Source organism: Paraburkholderia sp. BL10I2N1 (genome assembly GCF_004361815.1).
GTDB lineage: Bacteria > Pseudomonadota > Gammaproteobacteria > Burkholderiales > Burkholderiaceae > Paraburkholderia.
Window position 1 is genome coordinate 2,902,501 of record NZ_SNWA01000002.1, and the last position, 19,810, is coordinate 2,922,310.

Sequence of the window (19,810 nt, forward strand, 5' to 3'; positions counted from 1 at the left end):
TCTTCCAGCGAGAAGGGTTAGCTGAACAGCTTCATCGCCTGAATCAGCGTGTTCACGACACCCCACGACAGCGGGATCAGCACGTATGCCCAGAAAACGATCAGCTTGCCTTTGCTCGACGGTTGAGCGGCGCTCGGGTTGGTCATGGGGATCTCCTGATTAACCGGCCGACAGTTGCGCGTCGGTCATATGATGTTTCTGGTCGACGCGCTTGACGAGCAGGTTGCACACGAAGCCGACCACCAGCAGGACTGCCATGATGTGGACCGTCATCGTGTACGCATCGGCCTTGGCGACGCCGTTGGCGACTTCGTATGCGCGGATGTAGTTCACCAGCACCGGACCGGCGACACCCGCAGCTGCCCATGCCGTCAGCAGACGGCCGTGAATGCCGCCGACGAAGGCCGTGCCGAACATGTCCGCGAGATACGCGGGCACGGTCGCAAAGCCGCCGCCGTACATCGACAGGATCACGCAGTACGCGAGCACGAAGAGCGCGATATTACCCGACGCGGCGAAGCTCGGGACGAAGTAGTAAAGCACGGCGCCCAGCACGAAGAAGATGAAGTACGTGTTCTTGCGGCCGACCCAGTCGGATGCCGACGCCCACACGAAGCGGCCACCCATGTTGAAGAGCGACAGCAGGCCCACGAAGCCCGCGGCGGCGGCTGCGCTCACTGTGTTCTTGAAGCTCTCCTGGATCATCACCGACGCCTGGCCGAGAATGCCGATGCCGGCCGTCACGTTGAGGAACAGCACGAGCCAGATCAGATAGAACTGCGGCGTCTTGAGCGCCTGATCGATATGCACGTGGTTGCGCGTGATCATCTTGTGAGCCGTGTCAGGCGGCGTCCAGCCTGCGGGCTTCCAGTCTTTCGGCGGCACGCGGATCGCAAGCGCGCCGATCGTCATCGAAATGAAGTAGGCGATGCCAAGCACGAGGAACGTCTCCGCCACCCCGACGCTGGTGTCGCTTTTGAAGTGGTTCATCAGCGCCACCGACAAGGGCGCGGCGATCATTGCGCCGCCGCCGAAGCCCATGATCGCCATACCGGTTGCCATGCCGCGACGATCCGGGAACCAGCGGATCAGCGTCGACACCGGCGACACATAACCCAGCCCCAGCCCGATGCCGCCGATCACGCCATACCCCAGATACAGCAGCGCGATCTGATGCAGCCACACGCCGAGCGCCGACACGACAAAGCCGCCGCCAAAGCAACAGGCCGCAGTGAACATCGTGCGACGCGGCCCGACATGTTCCAGCCATTTGCCCGCGAACGCGGCAGACAGCCCAAGGAACACGATCGCCAGCGAGAAGATCCAGCCGAGGGTGGTCAGCGACCAGTCGTCCGGTGCGGACTGCGTGATGCCGATCACCTTCGTGAGCGGACCGTTGAACACGGAAAACGCATAGGCCTGCCCGATACACAGATGCACCGCAAGCGCGGCGGGCGGAACCATCCAACGTGTGAAGCCGGGCCGTGCGACGGTGGCCTGTTTCGAGAAGAACGGGGGCGAGCCGGTGTTGTTAGTTGGCTCAGTCATGCTGCTCATGGTGGTCTCCGTTAAGGGATATCGTTTGTTATCGGCATTTGTGCGTGCTTTCTTAAACAGTGCCTTAACTTGCCGCGACCTTAACGATAGGGACGAGGGCGCGCCTTGGCAATATGAGACGCGAATGCATAAGCAGGCGTGTGGCCGGTTGTCCGGTGTGAGCGCGCCGACGGGAAGGCCGATGGTCAGGGTGAACGTGCGCGACATGCCGGGATTGGCCGTCGAATAATTCGGCGCAATGTGCAGGCGCGCTGCTCCGGGCGCAGGAGAGCCGCATCAACTTCGCGGTCGCGGTAGCGTCTGCTTGATGTAGGGATGCAACAGTTTTTGATATATCACATACGGAATATTGATTTTTGCGGCGATGCAGCATATGATTGAGTCATTCCTTCATTCAATCATTTGGAGCTTCAAATGGATTTTGTTTCTCTGTCGCTGCTCGCCATCGGCGTGGTTGGCCTGGGTTCCGCCGCCACGGTATTGCTGACAAAATGGATTCCGCAGCCGGTCGCCGAACTGGCTTCGCTGCATGGCCGTTATGTCGGGCTCGGAGAAGCGGGTCCTGCCGCTGTGCCGCATCGTTCGCGTGTTCAACAAGAGGCGATGAATGTCGTCAGAACGTCAAACTGAGTCTGTGGCTACTGTCATTGGAAACGAGGCTGGCGCGCCGCTTACGCTGGCGCTGCAGCCTATCAACGCGACCGCCAGCCTGCGCGATCAGGCTTACACGATGCTGCGTCAGGCCATCGCGGACGCGGACATCTACCGGTCCCGCGACGAAATTCGCCTCGACGAACGCGTGCTGAGCGAGACGCTCGGCGTGAGCCGTACACCCGTTCGCGAAGCGATGACGCTGCTCGAGCAGGAAGGTTTTCTGCGCATGGTGCCGCGCCGCGGCATTTATATCGTGCGCAAGAGCAAGCGTGAAATCGTCGAGATGATCCAGATGTGGGCGGCGCTCGAAAGCATGGCCGCGCGCCTCGCCACGCTCCACGCAACGGACGCCGAAATCGCGAAGTTGCGGCATATGTTCGACAATTTCCGCGATGCCACGCCGGCGGAGCACATCGCTGAATACTCGGATGCGAACATCGCGTTTCACCAGGCGATAGTTGAGTTGTCGAAGTCGCAGATCATTCTGGATACGATCAAGAACATCTTTGTCCATGTCCGCGCGATTCGCCGGCTGACGATTTCGCAAAGCGACCGCGCGTCGCGTTCGATCGTCGACCATCTGCGCATCATCGAAGCGCTGGAGCATCGGGATACGGAACTGGCCGAGCGTCTGGTCCGCCAGCATTCGCTCGATCTCGCAGCGTTCGTCGAAGCGAATTGCGACTTTCTCGACTGATGTGACCGGTGAGTGAAGAGCAACACGAAAAGGCCAGTGGTGGCGTCACCGCTGGCCTTTTCGTTTGACGGCGTGCTGTTTCGCGCGCCACGCCTGGTCGCTTTCCAATCACACCAAGAATCAACTCCGCGCGGCAACACGGGTGGCCACGGCCGATGTACGGGAAAAGCCTTGCTTGACGATCATATAAATATGGTATGTGATATATCAAAGGGAGCGAGGAATGAATCATGATCAGTGTTTTCCCTCGGCCTCGAACCGTTTCAGGACCCCATGCAGGGCGCTGAGCCGTGCTGTACATGCGGTTGCCGATCGCGAATCTCAGGAAAATCGGAGAAAAAATGATCTTGAATGAATGTGGTATATCACATACCGTATGGGGCGGGGTTGAGGGCGATGGCGAAGATGCACGGTTGTCGGGTCGGCTTTATCCGTCGAGAGCCGCTCTACAACCGGATGACCAGGAGACGACCATGCTAGCCGTCGTTTCATCGTTCGACACCGGTGTTGCCCTCCAGCAGGTTTTCGGAAACGGCAAAGAAACCCGCGGTTCAGGCGAATACGCGCCGGGCAGCGACCGCCAGACCATGTGCAGGCAAAACGCGCGGGACATCAAGGAGACATGACATGGGCAAAGCACTCGACGGCGTGCGCATCCTAGACTTCACGCATGTGCAGTCGGGCCCGACCTGCACGCAATTGCTGGCGTGGTTCGGCGCAGATGTGATCAAGGTGGAGCGGGCCGGCGCCGGTGACATCACGCGCGAACAGCTGCGCGATATCCCCGACGTGGACAGCCTCTATTTCACGATGCTCAACCACAACAAGCGCTCGGTCACGATCGATACGAAGAACCCGGAAGGCAAACAGGTTCTCGAAGCGCTGATCCAGTCATGCGACGTGCTGGTCGAGAACTTTGCGCCGGGCGCTCTCGACCGCATGGGCTTCACGTGGGAACGCGTCCAGGAACTCAACCCGCGGATGATCGTGGCGTCGGTGAAGGGGTTCGGGGCGGGGCCGTACGAGGACTGCAAGGTCTACGAGAACGTCGCGCAATGCGCAGGCGGCGCCGCATCGACGACCGGCTTCGATGACGGCCCGCCGGTCGTGACCGGCGCGCAGATCGGCGATAGCGGCACGGGCCTGCATCTGGCGCTCGGCATCGTCACGGCGTTGTTCCAGCGCGTCAGTACGGGCCGCGGGCAGAAGGTGCTGGCGGCCATGCAGGACGGCGTGCTGAACCTGTGCCGCGTCAAGCTGCGCGACCAGCAGCGGCTCGAGCGTACCGGCGTGATGAAGGAGTACCCGCAGTACCCGAATGGCACATTCGGCGAAGCGGTGCCGCGCGCCGGCAATGCATCGGGTGGCGGCCAGCCGGGCTGGATCCTGAAATGCAAGGGCTGGGAAGCCGATCCGAACGCGTACATCTACTTCATCACCCAGGCGCCGGTGTGGGCGAAGATCTGCAACGTGATCGGCAAGGAGGAATGGGCCACCGATCCCGACTACGCGACGCCCGCTGCGCGTCTGCCACATCTGAAGGAAATCTTCGGCGAGATCGAGCGCTGGACCATGACAAAGACCAAATTTGAGGCCATGGAGATTCTCAACAAATATGACATCCCATGCGGTCCGATCCTGTCGATGAAAGAGATCGCGGAAGAACCGTCGCTGCGCAAGACCGGCACAATCGTCGAGGTCGATCACCCACAGCGCGGCAAGTATCTGACGGTGGGCAACCCGATCAAGCTGTCCGACAGTCCGACCGAAGTCACGCGCTCGCCGCTGCTTGGCGAGCACACCAATGAAGTGATGGCCGAACTCGGCTATACGTCCGCGCAGATCGATGCGCTGCGCGCGGCGGGAGCGATCTGACAGCGCGCTTCAAGGTACGGTACGACGCGGCGCGCAGGCTTCAAACACTATCGCGTGCCGCCATGTGACTGACGCATTTCATTTGCCATCGGGACGGCGCGATCCGTTTCGACGAATGGCGGCCCAAGATGGCGGCCCAAACCGCCGAGGAGCTGAGAGTGGATACCTGGATGCGCTTCATGTCGAACGACGGAGGTATCGTCTTCGGCCGCGTTGAAAACGGCTACCTGCACGAGTACGTGGGGCTCGACAAGCCGGTGCCCACGGGCGCCGTGTTGTCGACGCGCGTGCTCACCCGGCTCGCGCCCTGCGCGCCCGGGAAAGTCGTCGCCTTATGGAACAACTTTCATGCACTGGCCGCGAAACTCGACAAGCCGGTGCCGTCGCATCCGCTGTTTCTGATCAAGCCGGCCAGTTCAGTGATTGGCTCCGGAGATCCGATCCAGCGTCCAGTCGGATATACGGGAAAGATCGCCTATGAAGGCGAGCTTGGCATCGTGATCGGACGGCGTTGCAGCGCGGCGAGCATCGAAGAAGCGGCGGCGTCGATCTTCGGCTATACGATCGTCAACGACGTGACCGCGGCGGACCTGCTGAACGAGAATCCGCACTTTCCGCAATGGTGTCGGGCGAAAGGCTTCGATACGTTCTGCTGCATCGGCCCTGCGATCGTGTCCGGCCTCGACTGGCTGTCGAGCCGCGTCGTGACCCTGCTCGATGGCGTGGAGCGGCAGAACTATCCGCTCTCGGACATGGTGTTTTCGCCGGCGCAGCAGGTGAGTCTCATCTCGCACGACCTGACGCTGGAGCCGGGCGACGTGATTGCCTGCGGTACGTCGCTCGGCGTCGGTTCGATCAAGGATGGCTCGACCGTCGCGATTTCGATCGACGGTATCGGCACCTTGAGCAACACCCTCGCGACAGTAAGGGGTGAGACAGAGCAGGCCGCGGCGACGGCCACGAGCATTACCCCTTGATCGGAGCGGCGCCGCAGGGCGTCGCACAAGGAGGAGGCATGCTGGATGGACTGGAAGATGCCGCTTACATATTGAGCGGCATGCTGGCAGCGATTGTGGGCGCAACCCTCTGCGTGCGGATGGCGCGCCGGCACGATCTACTGCATCGACCGGGGTTTCTGGCGCTCCTCGGCAGCGGCGCCGGGCTCCTCGTGATTGGCGCGGGTTTCGCGCGCTACCTCCTTTCGGCTGTGCCCGTGGGCATCGAGCGCGTCGAATCGTGTGTCGCCGTCTTTATCGGCGGTCTTGTCTTCGCCGGATCGTTCATCGCGTTCTGCAAACTGCGCGGCGCAATCGGCGGCCACGGTGGCACGTTTGCGGGCTGCAGGATTGTCAACGTGGCGGCGCTTCTGCTGTGCGCCTGGCTTGGCTACGCCTTTGTCGCCGAAGACACCCAGAACTTCGACGTGGCCGCGTTGCTCGCCTTGAGCCTGCTGGCAGCCGCGCTGGGTGCGCATTTGATGTCGACGGCTGACGACCCGCACATGCACGCCTATGCGGGGCCGGGCGCGCGGGCCCATGCCCGCTGCGGCGTAGTCCATCGGCGCGGGATTCTGGAGCGCATCGAACTACGTGGAGATCCGTCGCACCACGTTGCAGGCGACGACTTTTCGCAACGCTGGGCACTGCGCGACGACACATGCAGCGTGCAGCGCGCCGGCGCATACCGGTTTGGTGTCGAGTGGCGCTATCGGGGACGCCAGCGATATCGCGCGATGCGTCATTGACCCGGATGCGTCACTGATACATCAAAAGGCAGGACCCTTGAGACGAAACCAGGCGGAGAAGCCGAATGGACCGGAGCGAAGGTTGCACGTGCAATCATCATCGATCCGCGTGCAGTCAGGGCGCGGAATCAGACGTCGCCGTCAGGCTTGAATTCGTGAAAGTACTGGTTCTTCTTACGCAGGATCAACTGAGCCAGAAAGTCGGCGTCGTACGCCTTGTAAAGATGCGAATGGAACCGCTCGATGTATGCCGTGATCCGCGCCACTTCGCTGGTGAATTCGTTGAGCGCGTCGAGCGTATCGCGATCCCAGCGAAAACGGAGGCCGAGATCGCTGAAGGCCGCGTTGTATGCGCTCAGATGGGCATCGTCGGGACTGCCCGCGGTAACGCGGGCTGCACGCGTGACAGGACGAGACGCTATCGAAGAATGATTCAGCATGATCAGGCTCCCATGCGGACGAGTGAAAGGACTCGCCTCAAGCATAGGTACGACCATGGATCCGCAATAGTTAAAGTTTTATTGGAAAACCATATCCTATCGTCTATAGACGGTCGATTCCTGCAGATGCGTAATCTGCTCGATCAGGTTCGCGCCTTCCTCCATCAGGAAGCGCTTGAAGGCCACCGCGACCGGCGGCAGGCGCTTGTTCTTGCGATGGACGACGTACCAGTTGAGCATCACCGGAAAGCTTTCCACATCGAGCACAACGAGGTTCCCGACCTGCAGTTCGAGGCTGATCGTGTGAGCGGACAGAAACGCGATCCCCATGCCGGCGATCACCGCCTGCTTGATCGTCTCGGTGCTCTTGATCTCCATCGCGATTTTGAGGTTCGCGAGCCGGCCGGCAAAACCTTCTTCCATCGAATTCCAGGTGTCCGAGCCGCGCTCGCGCACCACGAACGCTTCATTCGCCAGCTGGCTCAGCTTGATGTTCCGTTTGTTCGCGAGCGGATGACTGGGCGCGGCGACGATCACATACGGGTGCGGCGCGAAAGGCTCGTTGATCGAGTCGATTTCGTGCGGCGGACGCACCATGACCGCGAGATCCGTCTGGTTGGTCGCAAGCTGATGCAACAGTTCTTCGCGGTTGTGCACGGCGAGATTGAGCACGACACCCGAATAGCGGCGCGTGAACTCCGCCAGCAGGCGCGGAAAGAAATAGTCTCCCGCGCTGATCACGGCAACGTTCAGCTTGCCGCCCGATACGCCCTTCAGCTGGCTCATCGCTTCGTCCACTTCGTGGAACTGCTGGATGATCGCGCGGCTGTAGTGAAGCATCTCGGTGCCGGCAGGGGTCAGGTAGATTTTTTTGCCGAGCTGCTCGAAGAGCGGCAGGCCCGCGTGTTCCTCGAGTTGCCGCACCTGGGTGGAGACGGCCGGCTGGGTCAGATGCAGCTCCTCAGCCGCGCGAGAGAAGCTGAGATGACGTGCCACCGTTTCGAAGACCTTCAGCTGGCGAAGGGTCGCATTTCTCATCGTCATGGCCAATGTATAAGCATATGTGAATCAACATAATAACAAACTTTAATTATTGGTAATTCAGCAAAGACCCTAACATGATTATGTCAGAAAACGGTTTATGTAGTGGAATCCCCGGGTTAACGCGTAGCGGCGAAGGTTAGGCGAGATATGGCATAGCGCGGGGGTGCGAGAACTGAAGATTAATCAGTTCATTTTCAGTCTGATTTTTGCATTGCCATTCCTTATGAAATTAACAAGGGCGATGCAGGTGATAAATATTCCCGATGGTATTTAATTTCGGGTGATAACTATAAGGTGGAATGAATGCAGCAGGGCAATTGGGTCGGCTGCACTAAATAGATAGCGGAGACAAGGTAAATGGACGACATCAACCAGCATGCGCCAGCACCTTCCTTTCTAGGGAACCGTTGGTGCCAGCTTGTCATTGGCATGATGTGTATGGCGCTCGTCGCCAATCTGCAATATGCATGGACGCTCTTTGTCGCACCGATGAATGCAAGGCATCACTGGGGAGAAGCTTCGATCCAGCTCGCATTCTCGATTTTCATTCTGACTGAAACGTGGCTCGTGCCGGTCGAGGGATGGCTCGTCGACAAATACGGTCCGCGACCGGTGGTGGCGGTCGGCGCGGTGTGCGCAGGCCTCGCATGGGTGATCAACTCCTACGCGAATGCATTGCCGCAGTTGTATGTCGCGGCGTTCATCGCGGGTGTCGGTGCGGGCGGCGTGTACGGCACGTGCGTCGGCAATGCGCTGAAATGGTTTCCGGACAAGCGCGGCCTTGCCGCAGGTCTCACCGCAGCGGGTTTCGGTGCGGGTGCGGCCGTGACAGTGATCCCCATCGCCAACATGATCACGCGCCAGGGTTACGAGCACACGTTCTTCTTCTTCGGCATTCTGCAGGGCGTCAGCATCCTTGTGCTGGCCATGCTGCTGAAAAAGCCCGTGAAGCGTGCAGCACCGCCGCCGAGAAGGAATTTCGCGGTATCCAAGGTCGACTACACCCCCGGCCAGATGATCAAGGCACCGGTGTTCTGGGTGATCTACCTGGCATTTGTCTGCGTGGCTGCCGGTGGATTGATGGCCACCGCGCAGATCGGCCCGATCGCCAAAGACTGGGGCCTCGCCCGGATCCCGATGTCCTTCTTCGGCATGACCTTGCCGCTCCTGACCGTCACCCTCTCGATCGACAACATCTGCAACGGCTTCACGCGTCCCCTGTGCGGATTCATTTCCGACAAGATCGGCCGCGAGAACACGATGTTCTTCATCTTCATCGGCGAGGGGCTGGCGTTGCTGGGCCTGATGCAGTTCGGCTCGAACCCGTATGCGTTCATGACCTTCGCTGCGCTGATCTTTCTGTTCTGGGGCGAGATTTTCTCGATCTTCCCGGCGATCTGCGCCGACACTTTCGGCAGCAAGTATGCGTCCGCGAATGCCGGCACGCTGTACACGGCGAAGGGCACTGCATCCCTGATCGTGCCGCTGGCTTCGGTGCTGTCGGCGACGGGTGGCTGGAATCTGGTGTTCATCGTGGCCGCGGTGATCACGATCGCGGCAGGCGTCTCGGCGAAATTCATTCTCGCGCCAATGCGCGCCCGCTGGGTGGAGGCGAGTGACAACCCGGTCGCACATACCAAAAGTGCCTCGCGTCTGAGCCACTGGCCGGAGCAGACAGGCGAATAGCGCCGACCTCGCTGTCTTATGAATATTTCGCTGCATCAACTCAAGGTGTTCGTCGCCGTCGCGCGCCAGCGGAGCTTTACCCGCGCGGCGCGCGAATTCGATCTGACGCAGTCGGCGGTCAGCCGCTGCGTGCGCGAACTTGAAGACGCGATCCAGTTGAGACTGTTCGACCGGACCACGCGTCAGGTCGAACTGACGACGGCCGGTGCGAGCCTCGAGCGCCGCATCGGCCGTCTGCTCGATGAGATCGACATCACGTTGCGCGAAGGTCGCGCCGCGCACGAAGGCCATACTGGCGTGGTGGTGATTGCCAGCAATCTGGTGCTGTCCTCAAGCTGGCTGCCGGGCGGTCTCGCGCGCTGCGCGGCGGCTTTTCCACATCTGATCGTATCCGTGAAGGACGAACCGCAGTCCGCAGTGCTGGCGAGCGTCGAGCAGGGCGCAGTCGACTTTGGCGTCGTATCCGATCTCGACTCCGCACAGGGCGTGGGCCTGCACGCGCAGGTCCTGTTCTCCACGCCGCTCCATGCTGTTTTCCCCGATAGCCACGCTCTGGCGCACCGTCCGGCGCTCGCATGGGCCGCGCTCGAAGACGTCGCGCTTGTCACCCTCAACGCCGACGCGGGAAGCCGCGCCGCCGTCGATCGCGCGCTGGGCACGCATCGCATGCGTGGCCGTCCAATGCAGGAGCTGGGGCACGTCGCGGCGGTGCTGCGCATGGTCGAACTCGGCCTCGGCGTCGGCATCCTGCCCATCGATGCGCGTTGGCCCGCGCCGTCCACGCGCCTCGTGGCACGCCAACTGCTGCCGGAAGTCACGCTGACGACCGTGCTCGTGCGGCGGAAGAATCGCTCGCTTCGGCCGAACGCGGAGGCGGTCTGGTCGCAACTCTTCAAGGAAGCCCATGCGCCGGCTGCAGCATGGTCGGGTGCAGGCGGCCGCATACGGGTTGCGGCTGCCGACGATGGCGCGATGCTGCGCGTGCCATAGCGGCAACGTAGCGTGCTGGCAGGTACGCTCGAGGCAATATCTTTTGCAAGGAGCACGATGATGAACAATCAAATCGACACAGATCTCAAGCGCCATGACCTGCTGATCGATGGAAAGCGTCTGCCGCCTGGCAGCGGCGAATACTCTGTCGACCTGAACCCCGCCACGGAGGAGCCCATCGCGCTGGTCGCGCAGGGCAGCGCGGCCGATGTCGATACGGCCGTGGCCGCCGCTCGCGCCGCGCTGAAAGTGTGGAACGGCATGCGGGCGGCCGAACGCGGGCGCATCCTTGGGCGCTTTGCGGAATTGTTGCGCACGCATCAGGACGAAATTGCCGCACTCGAAAGCCTCGACGCGGGCAAGCCGATCGCTGCGGTGCTGCGTCAGGACGTGCCGGCCGCCATCGATACGCTCGCCTACTATGCGGGCTGGTGCGACAAGATCAACGGTCAGGTGGTGCCGGTACGTCCCGATGCACTGACCTATACGATCCGCCAGCCGGTCGGCGTGGTGGCGGCGATCGTGCCGTGGAATTTTCCGCTGATGATCGGGATGTGGAAGATCGCGCCCGCGCTTGCCTGCGGTTGCACGCTAATCGTGAAGCCGGCTGAAATCACGCCGCTTTCCGCGCTGCGCGTCGGCGAACTTGCGCTCGAAGCGGGCGTGCCGCCTGGTGTGCTCAACATCGTCACCGGCAAAGGGCGCGTGGTCGGCGACGCGCTGGTGGCGCATCCGGGCGTCGACAAGGTGACGTTCACGGGTTCGCCTTCGGTCGGGCGCGGGATCCTGCAGGGCGCCGCGGGCAATTTCAAGCGCGTGACGCTCGAACTCGGCGGCAAGTCGGCGAATGTGATCTTTGCCGATGCGAATATCGACAATGCCGTGCGCGCCGCGGCGTCAGGCATTTTCTTCAATACCGGGCAGGTCTGCTCGGCGGGTTCGCGCATTCTGGCGCAACGCGGTATCTACGACGAAGTGGTCGAACGGCTGGCCGAGCGGGCAAAGTCGATACGTGTCGGCGACCCGGCTGCGCGCGAAACGACGATGGGGCCCCTCGTGTCGGCCGCGCAGATGAAGACAGTGCTCGACTATGTCGACGTCGGCACGAAGGAGGGCGCGTCGCTGATGACGGGCGGCGCGCGGATCGGCGAGCGCGGCTTCTTTGTCGAGCCGACGGTGTTCGCCAACGTCGAGCACGAGATGCGCATTTCGCAGGAGGAGATCTTCGGGCCGGTGGCGAGCGTGATTCGCTTCGACGACGAGGCAGACGCGATCCGCATCGCCAACGGCACACTTTATAGTCTGGCCGCAGGTGTGTGGAGCAAGGATATCGGCCGCGTGCATCGCGTCGCGCACGAGCTGAAAGCGGGCACCGTGTGGATCAACACCTACGGCTATACCGATGTGCGTCTGCCGTGGGGCGGGGCGGGGGACTCGGGATTCGGCCGCGAGCATGGCGACGTCGCGATCGAGAACTTCACTGAACCCAAGAGCGTGTGGCTGTCGCTCGATCAATGAGTCTCGATCAATGAGTCGATGTGTCGATGTGTCGGACGACGCATGCAGGGAAGGGGATCGAATGCTGCGCATTCGGTCCCCTTCCTCATTGAACGCAGCAAACAATCAGTCTCCCTGGAGTGCCATCCGTTCGCGTTGCTTGACGAGCGCGAGCACGACATCGATGGTCGGCGTGGGTTCGCCGACAAGGCGGCCCATTTCCTGCACGACCGTCAACAGCGGATCGATTTCCATCGGCCGCCGGTTCTCCAGATCGACCAGCATCGACGTCTTGTGCGCGCCGACCGCACCCGCGCCGTCGATGCGCTTCTCGACGTCGACGCGAAAATGGACACTGAACTGCTCGGCGATCTGTTTCGCTTCCAGCATCATCGTGCGTGAAAGGGCGCGCGTCGCGGGATCGCTGGTGATGATGTCGAGCGTCGCGTGGGTCAGCGCACTGATCGGGTTGAAGCACAGATTGCCCCACAGCTTGAGCCAGATTTCGTCGCGAATGTTCTCGCGGATCGGTGCTTCGAAGCCCGCGGCCTGCATGATGTCGTGAAACTGCTGGATGCGTGGCGTACGTTCCCCGTTCGGCTCGCCGATAGGGAATTTCTTGCCGTACACATGCTTGATCACGCCGGGCTCGGCGATCTCCGCTGCCGGATACAGCACGCAGCCGATCGCGCGTTCGGGCCCAAGCCGGGTCCACTGCGAGCCGTCGGGGTCGACACTCGCGAGGCGTGTGCTGGCGAATTTGCCGCCATGCTGATAGAAATACCAGTAAGGGATACCGTTGGTGCCCGTGATGATCGCCGTATGCTTGCCGAAGAGCGGCTGCATCGATTCGACGACGCCCGGCAGCGAATGCGCCTTGAGCGTGACGATCACATAGTCCTGCACGCCCAGCTCGCGCGGATCAGAGGTGCAGCGCACCTTCGCCGACACTTCCTCCCCGTCGATCAGCAAGCGCGCCCCGTGTTCACGCATCGCCGCAAGATGCGGCCCACGTGCGATGAAACTGACATCAGCACCGGCGCGCGCCAGTTGCACACCCATCAGGCCGCCAATTGCGCCCGCTCCGAAGACACAGATCTTCATGATTTACGCCCTGTCACAATGAAAAGCCGTTTGCCCGTCAATACAGGAATGCAGGACCGCGCGGGGCGCCTCACCTGTGCATGGCGCGGCCAGTGCGGGCGATAGTCACAGCATAGAAGCGCGTATCGATTGGCGATAGTTAAAGTTTCTGGCCAAATGCATTCAACATTGCTTATGGTTTTCGCTGAACCATGAGGCAGCCGTCATGAATGCCTTACCAGCAGGAAACTCAGGCCGATTGCGCCGAGAAAGGTCCCGCAGGTGCGGTTGAACCAGCGGCGCACCTTCGCACGCGTGAGCCACCTTCCCAGATACATGCCGGCAGCGGAATAGAGTGCGATTGAAAACCACTCGAGTACGAGGAAGCTTGTGCCGAGAATCGTGAACTGCGGCAGCATCGGCTGCGAGATATTGACGAACTGCGGCAGGAACGCCGTGAACACCAGGATGGCCTTGGGATTGCCTGCGGCCACGAGAAACTCATGCCGCGCGAGTCGCCACATGGACATATCGCCCTGCTTCGACGTATCGACGGGCGCGGCGTCGCTGCGCCATAGCTGGATCGCGAGCCAGATCAGATAGGCCGCGCCAGTCAGCTTGATCGCGAGGAAGAACAGCGCAGACGCGTGCAGGATGACCGCCAGCCCCGTTCCGGCAAGCACGATCATCAACGCGAACGCGACGAGCCGGCCGATGCCCGTGATGAAAGCCGTCATAAAGCCGTGCCGCGCCGCAACATTGACGGACAACAGATTGTTCGGCCCCGGCGCCATGTTCAATGCGAAGCAGGCGGGCAAAAAGAACAGCCAGGTGGTGAGGGACATGAGGGGCTCACGGAATGGGCGGCACGTGGCCGTCGACGATGGGTCGATCGATTGTACCGAACCGTCGAAACCCCGGAAATCAGTGCACAGCCTGGGCGAATTCCGGATCGTCGAGAAGCGTCGAGACATTCGCACGGACGATGTCTTCGAGAGCGATGGTGTTGTTCGTGAACGTGCGGAACTCCTGGCGGACCGTTTTCGTCGATGTGTAGAGCACCCGCTTCGAGTCGGTATCGACGAGGCTGTAGCGCATCGTCAAGGTCCACCACGCGGGCGAGCGCGCGTCTTCTACGGAAAACGTTTCGATGCGCGCGGTGAGGACGCGTTTGCCGTCGGCCGTGTCGATGCCCGCGCGCTTGAGGTTGCTGGCTACCGCATCGTGAACGCAGACGTCGATGTTCTTCTTCAGAATGATGCTGGACATCGCGGTGTTTTCGATGCGGTTCGGCGACACACGGCCGGCTTCCGCCGGGGCATAGACGAAGTCGTACGCGGGGGCGACGCTGAGCGAACCGTTCAGATGGGTAAGGGCGTCAGTGCGGGAGCGGTGCCTGCCGAAGAAACAGCAGGCAGAAAGCAGCAGGGCAGTGCTGAGCACGCCGTATCTGACGAAGGAGGTGGATTTCACGCCGTGAGGTTCTCGCCGGGTCGATTGAGGTGAGTGCGCTTGCTTGCTGCGATCAGGTCGGATCCCGGCAAGAAAGCGCCAGTGTCGGCGAGGTGACGTCGTTTTGAAATGGGATGCGTCAGAAAGAATGGAATAGGGCGCTGCATCGGATAAGTCGGCTCTTGATTCCTGAACCCAGTCTCGTGTGTGGTGATTGTAATCAACCATTCAGAGAATGGTGATTCTTTATTACAATCTGGAGGGCGGCCTTTCGATCCCTTGCACAGGCTTTCGTCGCAGAACGGCAAGGCGCAGGCCGCGCTGCGCGGGAACGTACGCAACGGTCGAGTCACGCCGCGATCGGCGACCTGCATCGCGATCCCCTTGAACTGCTGCGTCAGAGCAGTGAAGGCCGGGTGCCGCAGCTCATTCCACTACGGTGTGGGCGCGTGGCGGTTTCGCCGTTCACGTTCTTTCGCGGCAGCGCCGTCCGATGGTGGCTGGGATCCGGGTCGGGGGCACGCGAACTCAGAGGGGCGGGCGCGCTTCGCGCAGCGTGACGAAGCGCAGCCCCTGGCGGCGCGCCGTTTCGATCACACGCGGCAGGACTGCGAGGATGAGCGGTTCGCCCTCCTGCGTGGCCGCGGCGTTGCCGTCATGCAGCAGCAGGATATCGCCGCCGGCGAGGCCCTCGAGCAGCCGTCGCGCGACCACTGCACCGTCTCGCTCGCGCGTATCGAAGCCGCGACGCGTCCACGCTGCGAGCCGCAGGTCGAGCTTTTGCAGCACCGGCTCGAGAAAGATGTTGCGCAGGCCCGCGGGCGCGCGGAAGAAGTAGGGTCGCTCGCCCGTCAGTTCTTCGAACGTTCGCTGGGCCGCCTCGACTTCTCGTTTCAGCGCACCGGGCGCCGTTACCGAAAACGTATGCACGTGAAACTGAGAATGATTCTCGACGGCGTGTCCGCGCGCGACGATCTCACGCGTCAACTCCGGATGGCGCTGCGCCTTCGCGCCGATGCAGAAGAAAGTCGCGCGCACGCCGTGCGCGTCGAGCATGTCGAGCACCTTGGGCGTGACGATCGGATCGGGACCGTCGTCGATGGTCAGGGCGATCGCGTCCGCATTACGGTCGATTGTGGGCAGGCGCGTCCAGTTTGCGCCGAGTAGCGATGAGCGCGGCCACAAGCCCGCCGCCGTCACGATGATGTGGTTGACCGCGATGCTCGCGAGCCACCAGGGCCACGCATGCGGCGCAATCAGCAAGCCGGCGAGCGCGAGTACGTGCCAGACGATGGTGGCTTTCAGCATCGCCGGATAGCCGTCATAGGGCCAGCGGCGCGCTGGGGTGTGGGATGGGTTGTGTTGCAGGGCCGGATTCGATTCGATCATGGTGCTGTTGTTCCTCCGTTCCGGGAAGGTCGCTGGTGAGTCGCCGGGGGAATGACCGATAAAGATACCACTTGTGGCGCTCCGGCCTCGCCGTGCCATTGGTTTGCGATGCGTCCCGTGTTCTGCGGACGCAATGCCATGCCGCCACGTGACGCCACGTGACCGGGACGTCGCGGCCTTCAAACCTCCATGCACATGGCGGGAAGCCTGGAAGCCATGGCGTTTGTGAAGGACAGTCCGCTGTTGTATGGTGCGGGAGCATATGAGCACGAACCCGGACGATCAGGCGTCCCGCGAACAAGGAGAAAGCAGTGAGTACGGACACGAAGCAGGGCAAGGTCGCATTGATCACCGGCGCGGGCAGCGGCATAGGCCGGGCGAGCGCGCTCAGGCTGCTCGAGCACGGCTACCGCGTGGTGCTGGCCGGTCGGCGCCAGGCGCCGCTCGACGCGCTTGCCGACGCCGCGTGCGAACGCGGGCAGGATGCACTGGCGGTGTCGTGCGACGTCACGGATGCGGCGAGCGTGGCCGCGTTGTTCGATGCGATCCGCCTGCGCTATGGCCGGCTCGACGTGCTGTTCAACAACGCTGGCCGCAACGCACCGCCGGTCGACATCGACGAAATCAGTGTCGACGACTGGCGCGCGGTCGTGGATACGAACCTCACGGGCGTGTTCCTCTGCACGCGCGCGGCGTTCGGCATGATGAAGGCGCAATCTCCGCGGGGCGGACGCATCATCAACAATGGTTCGATTTCCGCGCACGCGCCGCGGCCGAACAGCATCGCCTATACCGCGACGAAGCATGCGATCACAGGTATCACGAAATCGGTGTCGCTCGATGGCCGGCGCTACGACATCGTCTGCGGACAGATCGATATCGGCAATGCCGCGACGGAAATGGCCGAACGGATGGCGCGCGGCGTGCCGCAGGCAAACGGCGAGATTGCCGTCGAGCCGCTGATGGACGTCGGCCTCGTCGCCGATGCGGTGCTGCATATGGCCGAGCTGCCGCTGTCGGCGAACGTGCAGTTCATGACGATCATGGCGAGCAAGATGCCGTTTGTCGGACGCGGCTAGCATCAGGGTGAACATCTGCGGAAACGTCGGCGCGGGCATCGGCGGCATGCTTCGATACGCGGAACGCGCGGCACGGCCTACGCGCCTTGCGGGATCAACTTATACTGATCGATCCATCCATTCCGTACGCTGCCGTGACCAAAGCCTCGCTGAAGGACGACCCGCTTCCCGTGCCGCCCACGCCGCCTCAGCTGGAAGACTGCTGCCATAGCGGTTGCGATCCCTGTATTTTCGACCTTCATGAGGATGCGCTCGAACGTTATCGGATCGCGCTGGCGGCGTGGGAATCACGTCACGCGCAAATGCCCGGAAAATCGCGGCCGCGCCGCAGCGTCCAGGCAGACAAGCCCGCCTGTCCCCGTACATGAACGAACTTCAGTTACCTGTCATACCTGCTGTCGAGCCCCACGCGCTCGCTGCGTTGCATGAGTTCGTCCAGCGCAACCCGCGTCTTTTTGTGCTGACGGGCGCAGGCATCAGCACCGATTCCGGCATTCCTGGCTATCGCGACGAAAACGGCGAATGGAAGCGCTCGCCGCCGATTACGTTGCAGGCGTTTCTCGGCTCCGAGGATTGGAGGAAGCGTTACTGGGCGCGCAGCATGATCGGCTGGCCAGTCGTCGCGGATGCTGCGCCGAATGCCGCGCACCGCGCGCTCGCGCAGATGGAAGCCGCGCGACATGTTGAGACGCTCGTGACGCAGAACGTCGACGGTTTACATCAGCGGGCTGGCAGCACGGATGTGATCGAACTGCATGGCAGCATCGGCGGCGTGACGTGTCTCGACTGTGGCACGCCGCATACGCGCTTTTCGATCCAGCGCATGCTCGAAGCCGACAATCCGGCCCTGCTCGAGGCAAGCGCTGAACCGGCCGCAGACGGTGACGCGCATCTCGAATGGGATGCTCTCGAGACCTTCCGCATTCCGGCCTGCCCGGCCTGCGGCGGTCTGCTGAAGCCCTCGGTCGTGTTCTTCGGCGAGAATGTGCCGCGCGAACGCGTGGAGACCGCCGGCCGTGCGCTCGAAGCGGCGGACGCGGTGCTGGTTGTCGGCTCGTCGCTGATGGTTTATTCCGGCTATCGCTTCTGCGTGTGGGCCGGGAAGGCCGGCAAGCCGGTGGCGGCGATCAACCTTGGCAAGACGCGTGCCGATCCGCTGCTGGCACTGAAAATCGCCGCGCCCTGCTCGGAGATGTTGACCGCGCTCGCGGCAGCGCTGGCGAGCGCCTGATCCATTCCCATCCCCGACAACAATGACGACCGACATGACGGCAGCAGTTGACAAGGAGTCTTCGATCCTGACGACGCAGGATCAACTCGAAGCGCTTTACGGGCAGCCCCACGAGCGCGCCGTCCGCAAGGAAATTCCCTACGTCAACGAGGATTACCGCGCGTTCATCGAACTGGCGCCGTTCGCGGTGCTGGCCACGGCCGGCCCGGGCGGTGTCGACTGTTCACCGCGTGGCGATGCGCCGGGCTTCGTGCGCATCATCGACGAACGCACGCTCGCGATTCCCGACCGCATCGGCAACAACCGCATCGACAGCATGAGCAACATCATCGCCGAGCCGAACCTGGCGTTGCTGTTCGTCGTGCCGGGCGTCGGCGAGACATTGCGTGTCAACGGACGCGGCCGTATCTCGAACGCCCCCTCGCTGCTGCAAAGCTTCGCTGTCGATGGCAAACTGCCGCGCACTGTGCTGATCGTCGATGTCGACGCGGCGTACTTTCATTGCTCGAAGGCGCTTGCGCGTTCGAAACTGTGGGATCCCGCGCACCATGTCGAACGTTCGCGCCTGCCGAGCGCGGGGGCGATGCATCGGCGCATCAATGGCGCGACTTTCGATGCCGATTCGTACGATCGCGAACGGGTCGAAAGAATGCGCACCAACCTCTACTGAGCGATGAACACGCCCAATCCGGATCTGCGTCAACGCTCGCCTTCGGCGGAGCGCAATCGCGAGCCGATTCTCGACGTGTTGCGGCGCGTGTTGCCTGAAACAGGCGTCGTGCTCGAAATCGCGAGCGGTACTGGCCAGCACGCGACGCATTTTGCAGCGGCGTTGCCTGGTCTCGACTGGCAGCCGAGCGACCCCGACCCCGAGGCACGCGCATCGATCGCGGCATGGACCGCGCATACGCGCCTGGCGAACGTGCGTGCGCCGCTCGCCCTCGATGTGAGGCGCCTGCCCTGGGGCATCCAGTCCGCCGACGCGATCGTCTGTATCAACATGATCCACATCTCGCCCTGGTCGGCCTGCGAGGCATTGTTCGCCGGCGCCGCGCAAATATTGAAGAGCGGCGGGGTGATCTATCTTTATGGGCCGTACCGGCGCAACGGCGCGCATACTGCACCGAGCAACGAGGCGTTCGATCTGCAACTGCAAAGCCGCGATCCGGAGTGGGGCGTACGCGATATGGAGGCGGTCGTTGAACTGGCGACCTCGGCCGGGTTCGAAGGTGAAGAGCCGGTAGCGATGCCGGCCAACAACTTCAGCCTGGCATTTCGAAAACGGTAGCGCGGGCGCCACAGGGCGATGCGCGTTCGGGCATCGTCCGGCAGGCAAGGCACCCTATGGCCGAGCGGGCTGGTCAAACAAGCAGGTCAAACAAGACGGTCGAA

The 19,810-nt window shown here is 62.2% G+C and carries 22 protein-coding genes and 1 pseudogene; 15 read left to right on the plus strand and 8 right to left on the minus strand.

Features of this window, described 5'->3' with window-relative positions:
- Positions 1 to 17: 17 nt before the first annotated feature.
- Positions 18 to 146, minus strand: a complete 129-nt coding sequence (locus tag B0G77_RS35420) for an oxalate:formate antiporter (RefSeq protein WP_133666413.1) — start codon at positions 144 to 146, stop codon at positions 18 to 20.
- Between the two features lie 13 nt (positions 147 to 159).
- Positions 160 to 1,557 carry an OFA family MFS transporter gene (locus B0G77_RS35425; RefSeq protein ID WP_133666414.1) on the minus strand — a complete coding sequence of 466 codons (1,398 nt, stop codon included), beginning with the start codon at positions 1,555 to 1,557 and terminating at the stop codon, positions 160 to 162.
- A gap of 414 nt (positions 1,558 to 1,971) precedes the next feature.
- On the opposite strand from B0G77_RS35425, the gene B0G77_RS35430 reads away from it, so the two are divergent.
- The 6 genes from B0G77_RS35430 to B0G77_RS35450 all read left to right on the plus strand — a co-directional run bounded on the left by B0G77_RS35430 (position 1,972) and on the right by B0G77_RS35450 (position 6,527).
- The gene (locus tag B0G77_RS35430) at positions 1,972 to 2,187 is read left to right on the plus strand and encodes a hypothetical protein (RefSeq protein WP_133666415.1); all 216 of its coding nucleotides are present in this window, start codon (positions 1,972 to 1,974) and stop codon (positions 2,185 to 2,187) included.
- Positions 2,165 to 2,908, plus strand: coding sequence for a GntR family transcriptional regulator (locus B0G77_RS35435; RefSeq protein ID WP_133666416.1), 744 nt, complete (start codon positions 2,165 to 2,167; stop codon positions 2,906 to 2,908). Before B0G77_RS35430 ends, B0G77_RS35435 begins: the two co-directional genes overlap by 23 nt.
- A gap of 473 nt (positions 2,909 to 3,381) precedes the next feature.
- Positions 3,382 to 3,534 (plus strand): hypothetical protein, encoded by a 153-nt coding sequence (locus tag B0G77_RS43615; RefSeq protein WP_166656331.1) that lies wholly within the window; start codon positions 3,382 to 3,384, stop codon positions 3,532 to 3,534.
- Position 3,535: 1 nt separating this feature from the next.
- Positions 3,536 to 4,783, plus strand: a complete 1,248-nt coding sequence (frc, locus tag B0G77_RS35440) for a formyl-CoA transferase (protein ID WP_133666417.1) — start codon at positions 3,536 to 3,538, stop codon at positions 4,781 to 4,783.
- Between the two features lie 158 nt (positions 4,784 to 4,941).
- The gene (locus B0G77_RS35445) at positions 4,942 to 5,760 is read left to right on the plus strand and encodes a fumarylacetoacetate hydrolase family protein (protein WP_133666418.1); all 819 of its coding nucleotides are present in this window, start codon (positions 4,942 to 4,944) and stop codon (positions 5,758 to 5,760) included.
- 38 nt (positions 5,761 to 5,798) lie between these two features.
- A complete protein-coding gene (locus B0G77_RS35450; protein WP_133666419.1) occupies positions 5,799 to 6,527 on the plus strand; it encodes an NAD(P)(+) transhydrogenase (Re/Si-specific) subunit beta in 729 nt (242 codons plus the stop codon).
- Between the two features lie 128 nt (positions 6,528 to 6,655).
- Here B0G77_RS35450 and B0G77_RS35455 read toward each other — a convergent pair whose 3' ends face one another.
- Together B0G77_RS35455 and B0G77_RS35460 are read right to left on the minus strand one after the other, a co-directional pair.
- Positions 6,656 to 6,964, minus strand: a complete 309-nt coding sequence (locus tag B0G77_RS35455; protein WP_133667015.1) for a hypothetical protein — start codon at positions 6,962 to 6,964, stop codon at positions 6,656 to 6,658.
- A gap of 99 nt (positions 6,965 to 7,063) precedes the next feature.
- Entirely contained in the window at positions 7,064 to 8,011 is a 948-nt protein-coding gene (locus tag B0G77_RS35460; protein ID WP_133666420.1) for a LysR family transcriptional regulator, read from the minus strand.
- A gap of 357 nt (positions 8,012 to 8,368) precedes the next feature.
- Between B0G77_RS35460 and oxlT the strand changes: the two genes are divergently transcribed.
- The 3 genes from oxlT to B0G77_RS35475 are packed head-to-tail and all read left to right on the plus strand — an operon-like array spanning position 8,369 to position 12,205.
- Positions 8,369 to 9,697, plus strand: a complete 1,329-nt coding sequence (oxlT, locus tag B0G77_RS35465; RefSeq protein ID WP_133666421.1) for an oxalate/formate MFS antiporter — start codon at positions 8,369 to 8,371, stop codon at positions 9,695 to 9,697.
- A gap of 18 nt (positions 9,698 to 9,715) precedes the next feature.
- Positions 9,716 to 10,687, plus strand: coding sequence for a LysR family transcriptional regulator (locus B0G77_RS35470; protein WP_133666422.1), 972 nt, complete (start codon positions 9,716 to 9,718; stop codon positions 10,685 to 10,687).
- A gap of 57 nt (positions 10,688 to 10,744) precedes the next feature.
- Entirely contained in the window at positions 10,745 to 12,205 is a 1,461-nt protein-coding gene (locus tag B0G77_RS35475; protein WP_133666423.1) for an aldehyde dehydrogenase family protein, read from the plus strand.
- Positions 12,206 to 12,310: 105 nt separating this feature from the next.
- Here the strand turns inward: B0G77_RS35475 and B0G77_RS35480 are convergent, their stop codons facing one another.
- From B0G77_RS35480 to B0G77_RS35490, 3 genes are all read right to left on the minus strand, one after another.
- Entirely contained in the window at positions 12,311 to 13,288 is a 978-nt protein-coding gene (locus B0G77_RS35480; protein ID WP_133666424.1) for a 2-dehydropantoate 2-reductase, read from the minus strand.
- Between the two features lie 203 nt (positions 13,289 to 13,491).
- Complete coding sequence (locus B0G77_RS35485; protein ID WP_133666425.1) at positions 13,492 to 14,112, minus strand: LysE family translocator; 621 nt, start codon at positions 14,110 to 14,112, stop codon at positions 13,492 to 13,494.
- 79 nt (positions 14,113 to 14,191) lie between these two features.
- A complete protein-coding gene (locus B0G77_RS35490; protein ID WP_243751349.1) occupies positions 14,192 to 14,740 on the minus strand; it encodes a hypothetical protein in 549 nt (182 codons plus the stop codon).
- A 233-nt stretch (positions 14,741 to 14,973) separates the two neighbouring features.
- Between B0G77_RS35490 and B0G77_RS35500 the strand changes: the two are divergent.
- Positions 14,974 to 15,210 (plus strand): annotated as a pseudogene (locus B0G77_RS35500) (DUF2252 family protein); the annotation flags it as partial.
- A gap of 37 nt (positions 15,211 to 15,247) precedes the next feature.
- Here B0G77_RS35500 and B0G77_RS35505 read toward each other — a convergent pair.
- Entirely contained in the window at positions 15,248 to 16,108 is an 861-nt protein-coding gene (locus tag B0G77_RS35505; protein ID WP_133666427.1) for a polysaccharide deacetylase family protein, read from the minus strand.
- Positions 16,109 to 16,419: 311 nt separating this feature from the next.
- Between B0G77_RS35505 and B0G77_RS35510 the strand changes: the two genes are divergently transcribed.
- The 5 genes from B0G77_RS35510 to B0G77_RS35530 all read left to right on the plus strand — a co-directional run bounded on the left by B0G77_RS35510 (position 16,420) and on the right by B0G77_RS35530 (position 19,706).
- A complete protein-coding gene (locus B0G77_RS35510; RefSeq protein WP_133666428.1) occupies positions 16,420 to 17,187 on the plus strand; it encodes an SDR family oxidoreductase in 768 nt (255 codons plus the stop codon).
- Between the two features lie 170 nt (positions 17,188 to 17,357).
- Complete coding sequence (locus B0G77_RS35515) at positions 17,358 to 17,555, plus strand: oxidoreductase-like domain-containing protein (protein ID WP_243751427.1); 198 nt, start codon at positions 17,358 to 17,360, stop codon at positions 17,553 to 17,555.
- Positions 17,552 to 18,418 carry an NAD-dependent protein deacetylase gene (locus tag B0G77_RS35520; RefSeq protein ID WP_133666430.1) on the plus strand — a complete coding sequence of 289 codons (867 nt, stop codon included), beginning with the start codon at positions 17,552 to 17,554 and terminating at the stop codon, positions 18,416 to 18,418. The genes B0G77_RS35515 and B0G77_RS35520 overlap by 4 nt, the downstream gene beginning before the upstream one ends.
- 64 nt (positions 18,419 to 18,482) lie before the next feature.
- Positions 18,483 to 19,088, plus strand: a complete 606-nt coding sequence (locus tag B0G77_RS35525) for a pyridoxamine 5'-phosphate oxidase family protein (RefSeq protein ID WP_133667018.1) — start codon at positions 18,483 to 18,485, stop codon at positions 19,086 to 19,088.
- Positions 19,089 to 19,091: 3 nt separating this feature from the next.
- Entirely contained in the window at positions 19,092 to 19,706 is a 615-nt protein-coding gene (locus B0G77_RS35530) for a DUF938 domain-containing protein (protein WP_133666431.1), read from the plus strand.
- Positions 19,707 to 19,810: the final 104 nt, after the last annotated feature.

Excerpts from the sequence above, each read along its gene's own strand:
- B0G77_RS35420 (WP_133666413.1), bottom strand. The coding sequence starts at position 146 with ATGACCAACCCGAGCGCCGCTCAACCGTCGAGCAAAGGCAAGCTGATC.
- B0G77_RS35425 (WP_133666414.1), bottom strand. The coding sequence starts at position 1,557 with ATGAGCAGCATGACTGAGCCAACTAACAACACCGGCTCGCCCCCGTTC.
- B0G77_RS35430 (WP_133666415.1), top strand. The coding sequence starts at position 1,972 with ATGGATTTTGTTTCTCTGTCGCTGCTCGCCATCGGCGTGGTTGGCCTG.
- B0G77_RS35435 (WP_133666416.1), top strand. The coding sequence starts at position 2,165 with ATGTCGTCAGAACGTCAAACTGAGTCTGTGGCTACTGTCATTGGAAAC.
- B0G77_RS43615 (WP_166656331.1), top strand. The coding sequence starts at position 3,382 with ATGCTAGCCGTCGTTTCATCGTTCGACACCGGTGTTGCCCTCCAGCAG.
- frc (WP_133666417.1), top strand. The coding sequence starts at position 3,536 with ATGGGCAAAGCACTCGACGGCGTGCGCATCCTAGACTTCACGCATGTG.
- B0G77_RS35450 (WP_133666419.1), top strand. The coding sequence starts at position 5,799 with ATGCTGGATGGACTGGAAGATGCCGCTTACATATTGAGCGGCATGCTG.
- B0G77_RS35460 (WP_133666420.1), bottom strand. The coding sequence starts at position 8,011 with ATGACGATGAGAAATGCGACCCTTCGCCAGCTGAAGGTCTTCGAAACG.
- oxlT (WP_133666421.1), top strand. The coding sequence starts at position 8,369 with ATGGACGACATCAACCAGCATGCGCCAGCACCTTCCTTTCTAGGGAAC.
- B0G77_RS35470 (WP_133666422.1), top strand. The coding sequence starts at position 9,716 with ATGAATATTTCGCTGCATCAACTCAAGGTGTTCGTCGCCGTCGCGCGC.
- B0G77_RS35475 (WP_133666423.1), top strand. The coding sequence starts at position 10,745 with ATGATGAACAATCAAATCGACACAGATCTCAAGCGCCATGACCTGCTG.
- B0G77_RS35480 (WP_133666424.1), bottom strand. The coding sequence starts at position 13,288 with ATGAAGATCTGTGTCTTCGGAGCGGGCGCAATTGGCGGCCTGATGGGT.
- B0G77_RS35485 (WP_133666425.1), bottom strand. The coding sequence starts at position 14,112 with ATGTCCCTCACCACCTGGCTGTTCTTTTTGCCCGCCTGCTTCGCATTG.
- B0G77_RS35505 (WP_133666427.1), bottom strand. The coding sequence starts at position 16,108 with ATGATCGAATCGAATCCGGCCCTGCAACACAACCCATCCCACACCCCA.
- B0G77_RS35520 (WP_133666430.1), top strand. The coding sequence starts at position 17,552 with ATGAACGAACTTCAGTTACCTGTCATACCTGCTGTCGAGCCCCACGCG.
- B0G77_RS35530 (WP_133666431.1), top strand. The coding sequence starts at position 19,092 with ATGAACACGCCCAATCCGGATCTGCGTCAACGCTCGCCTTCGGCGGAG.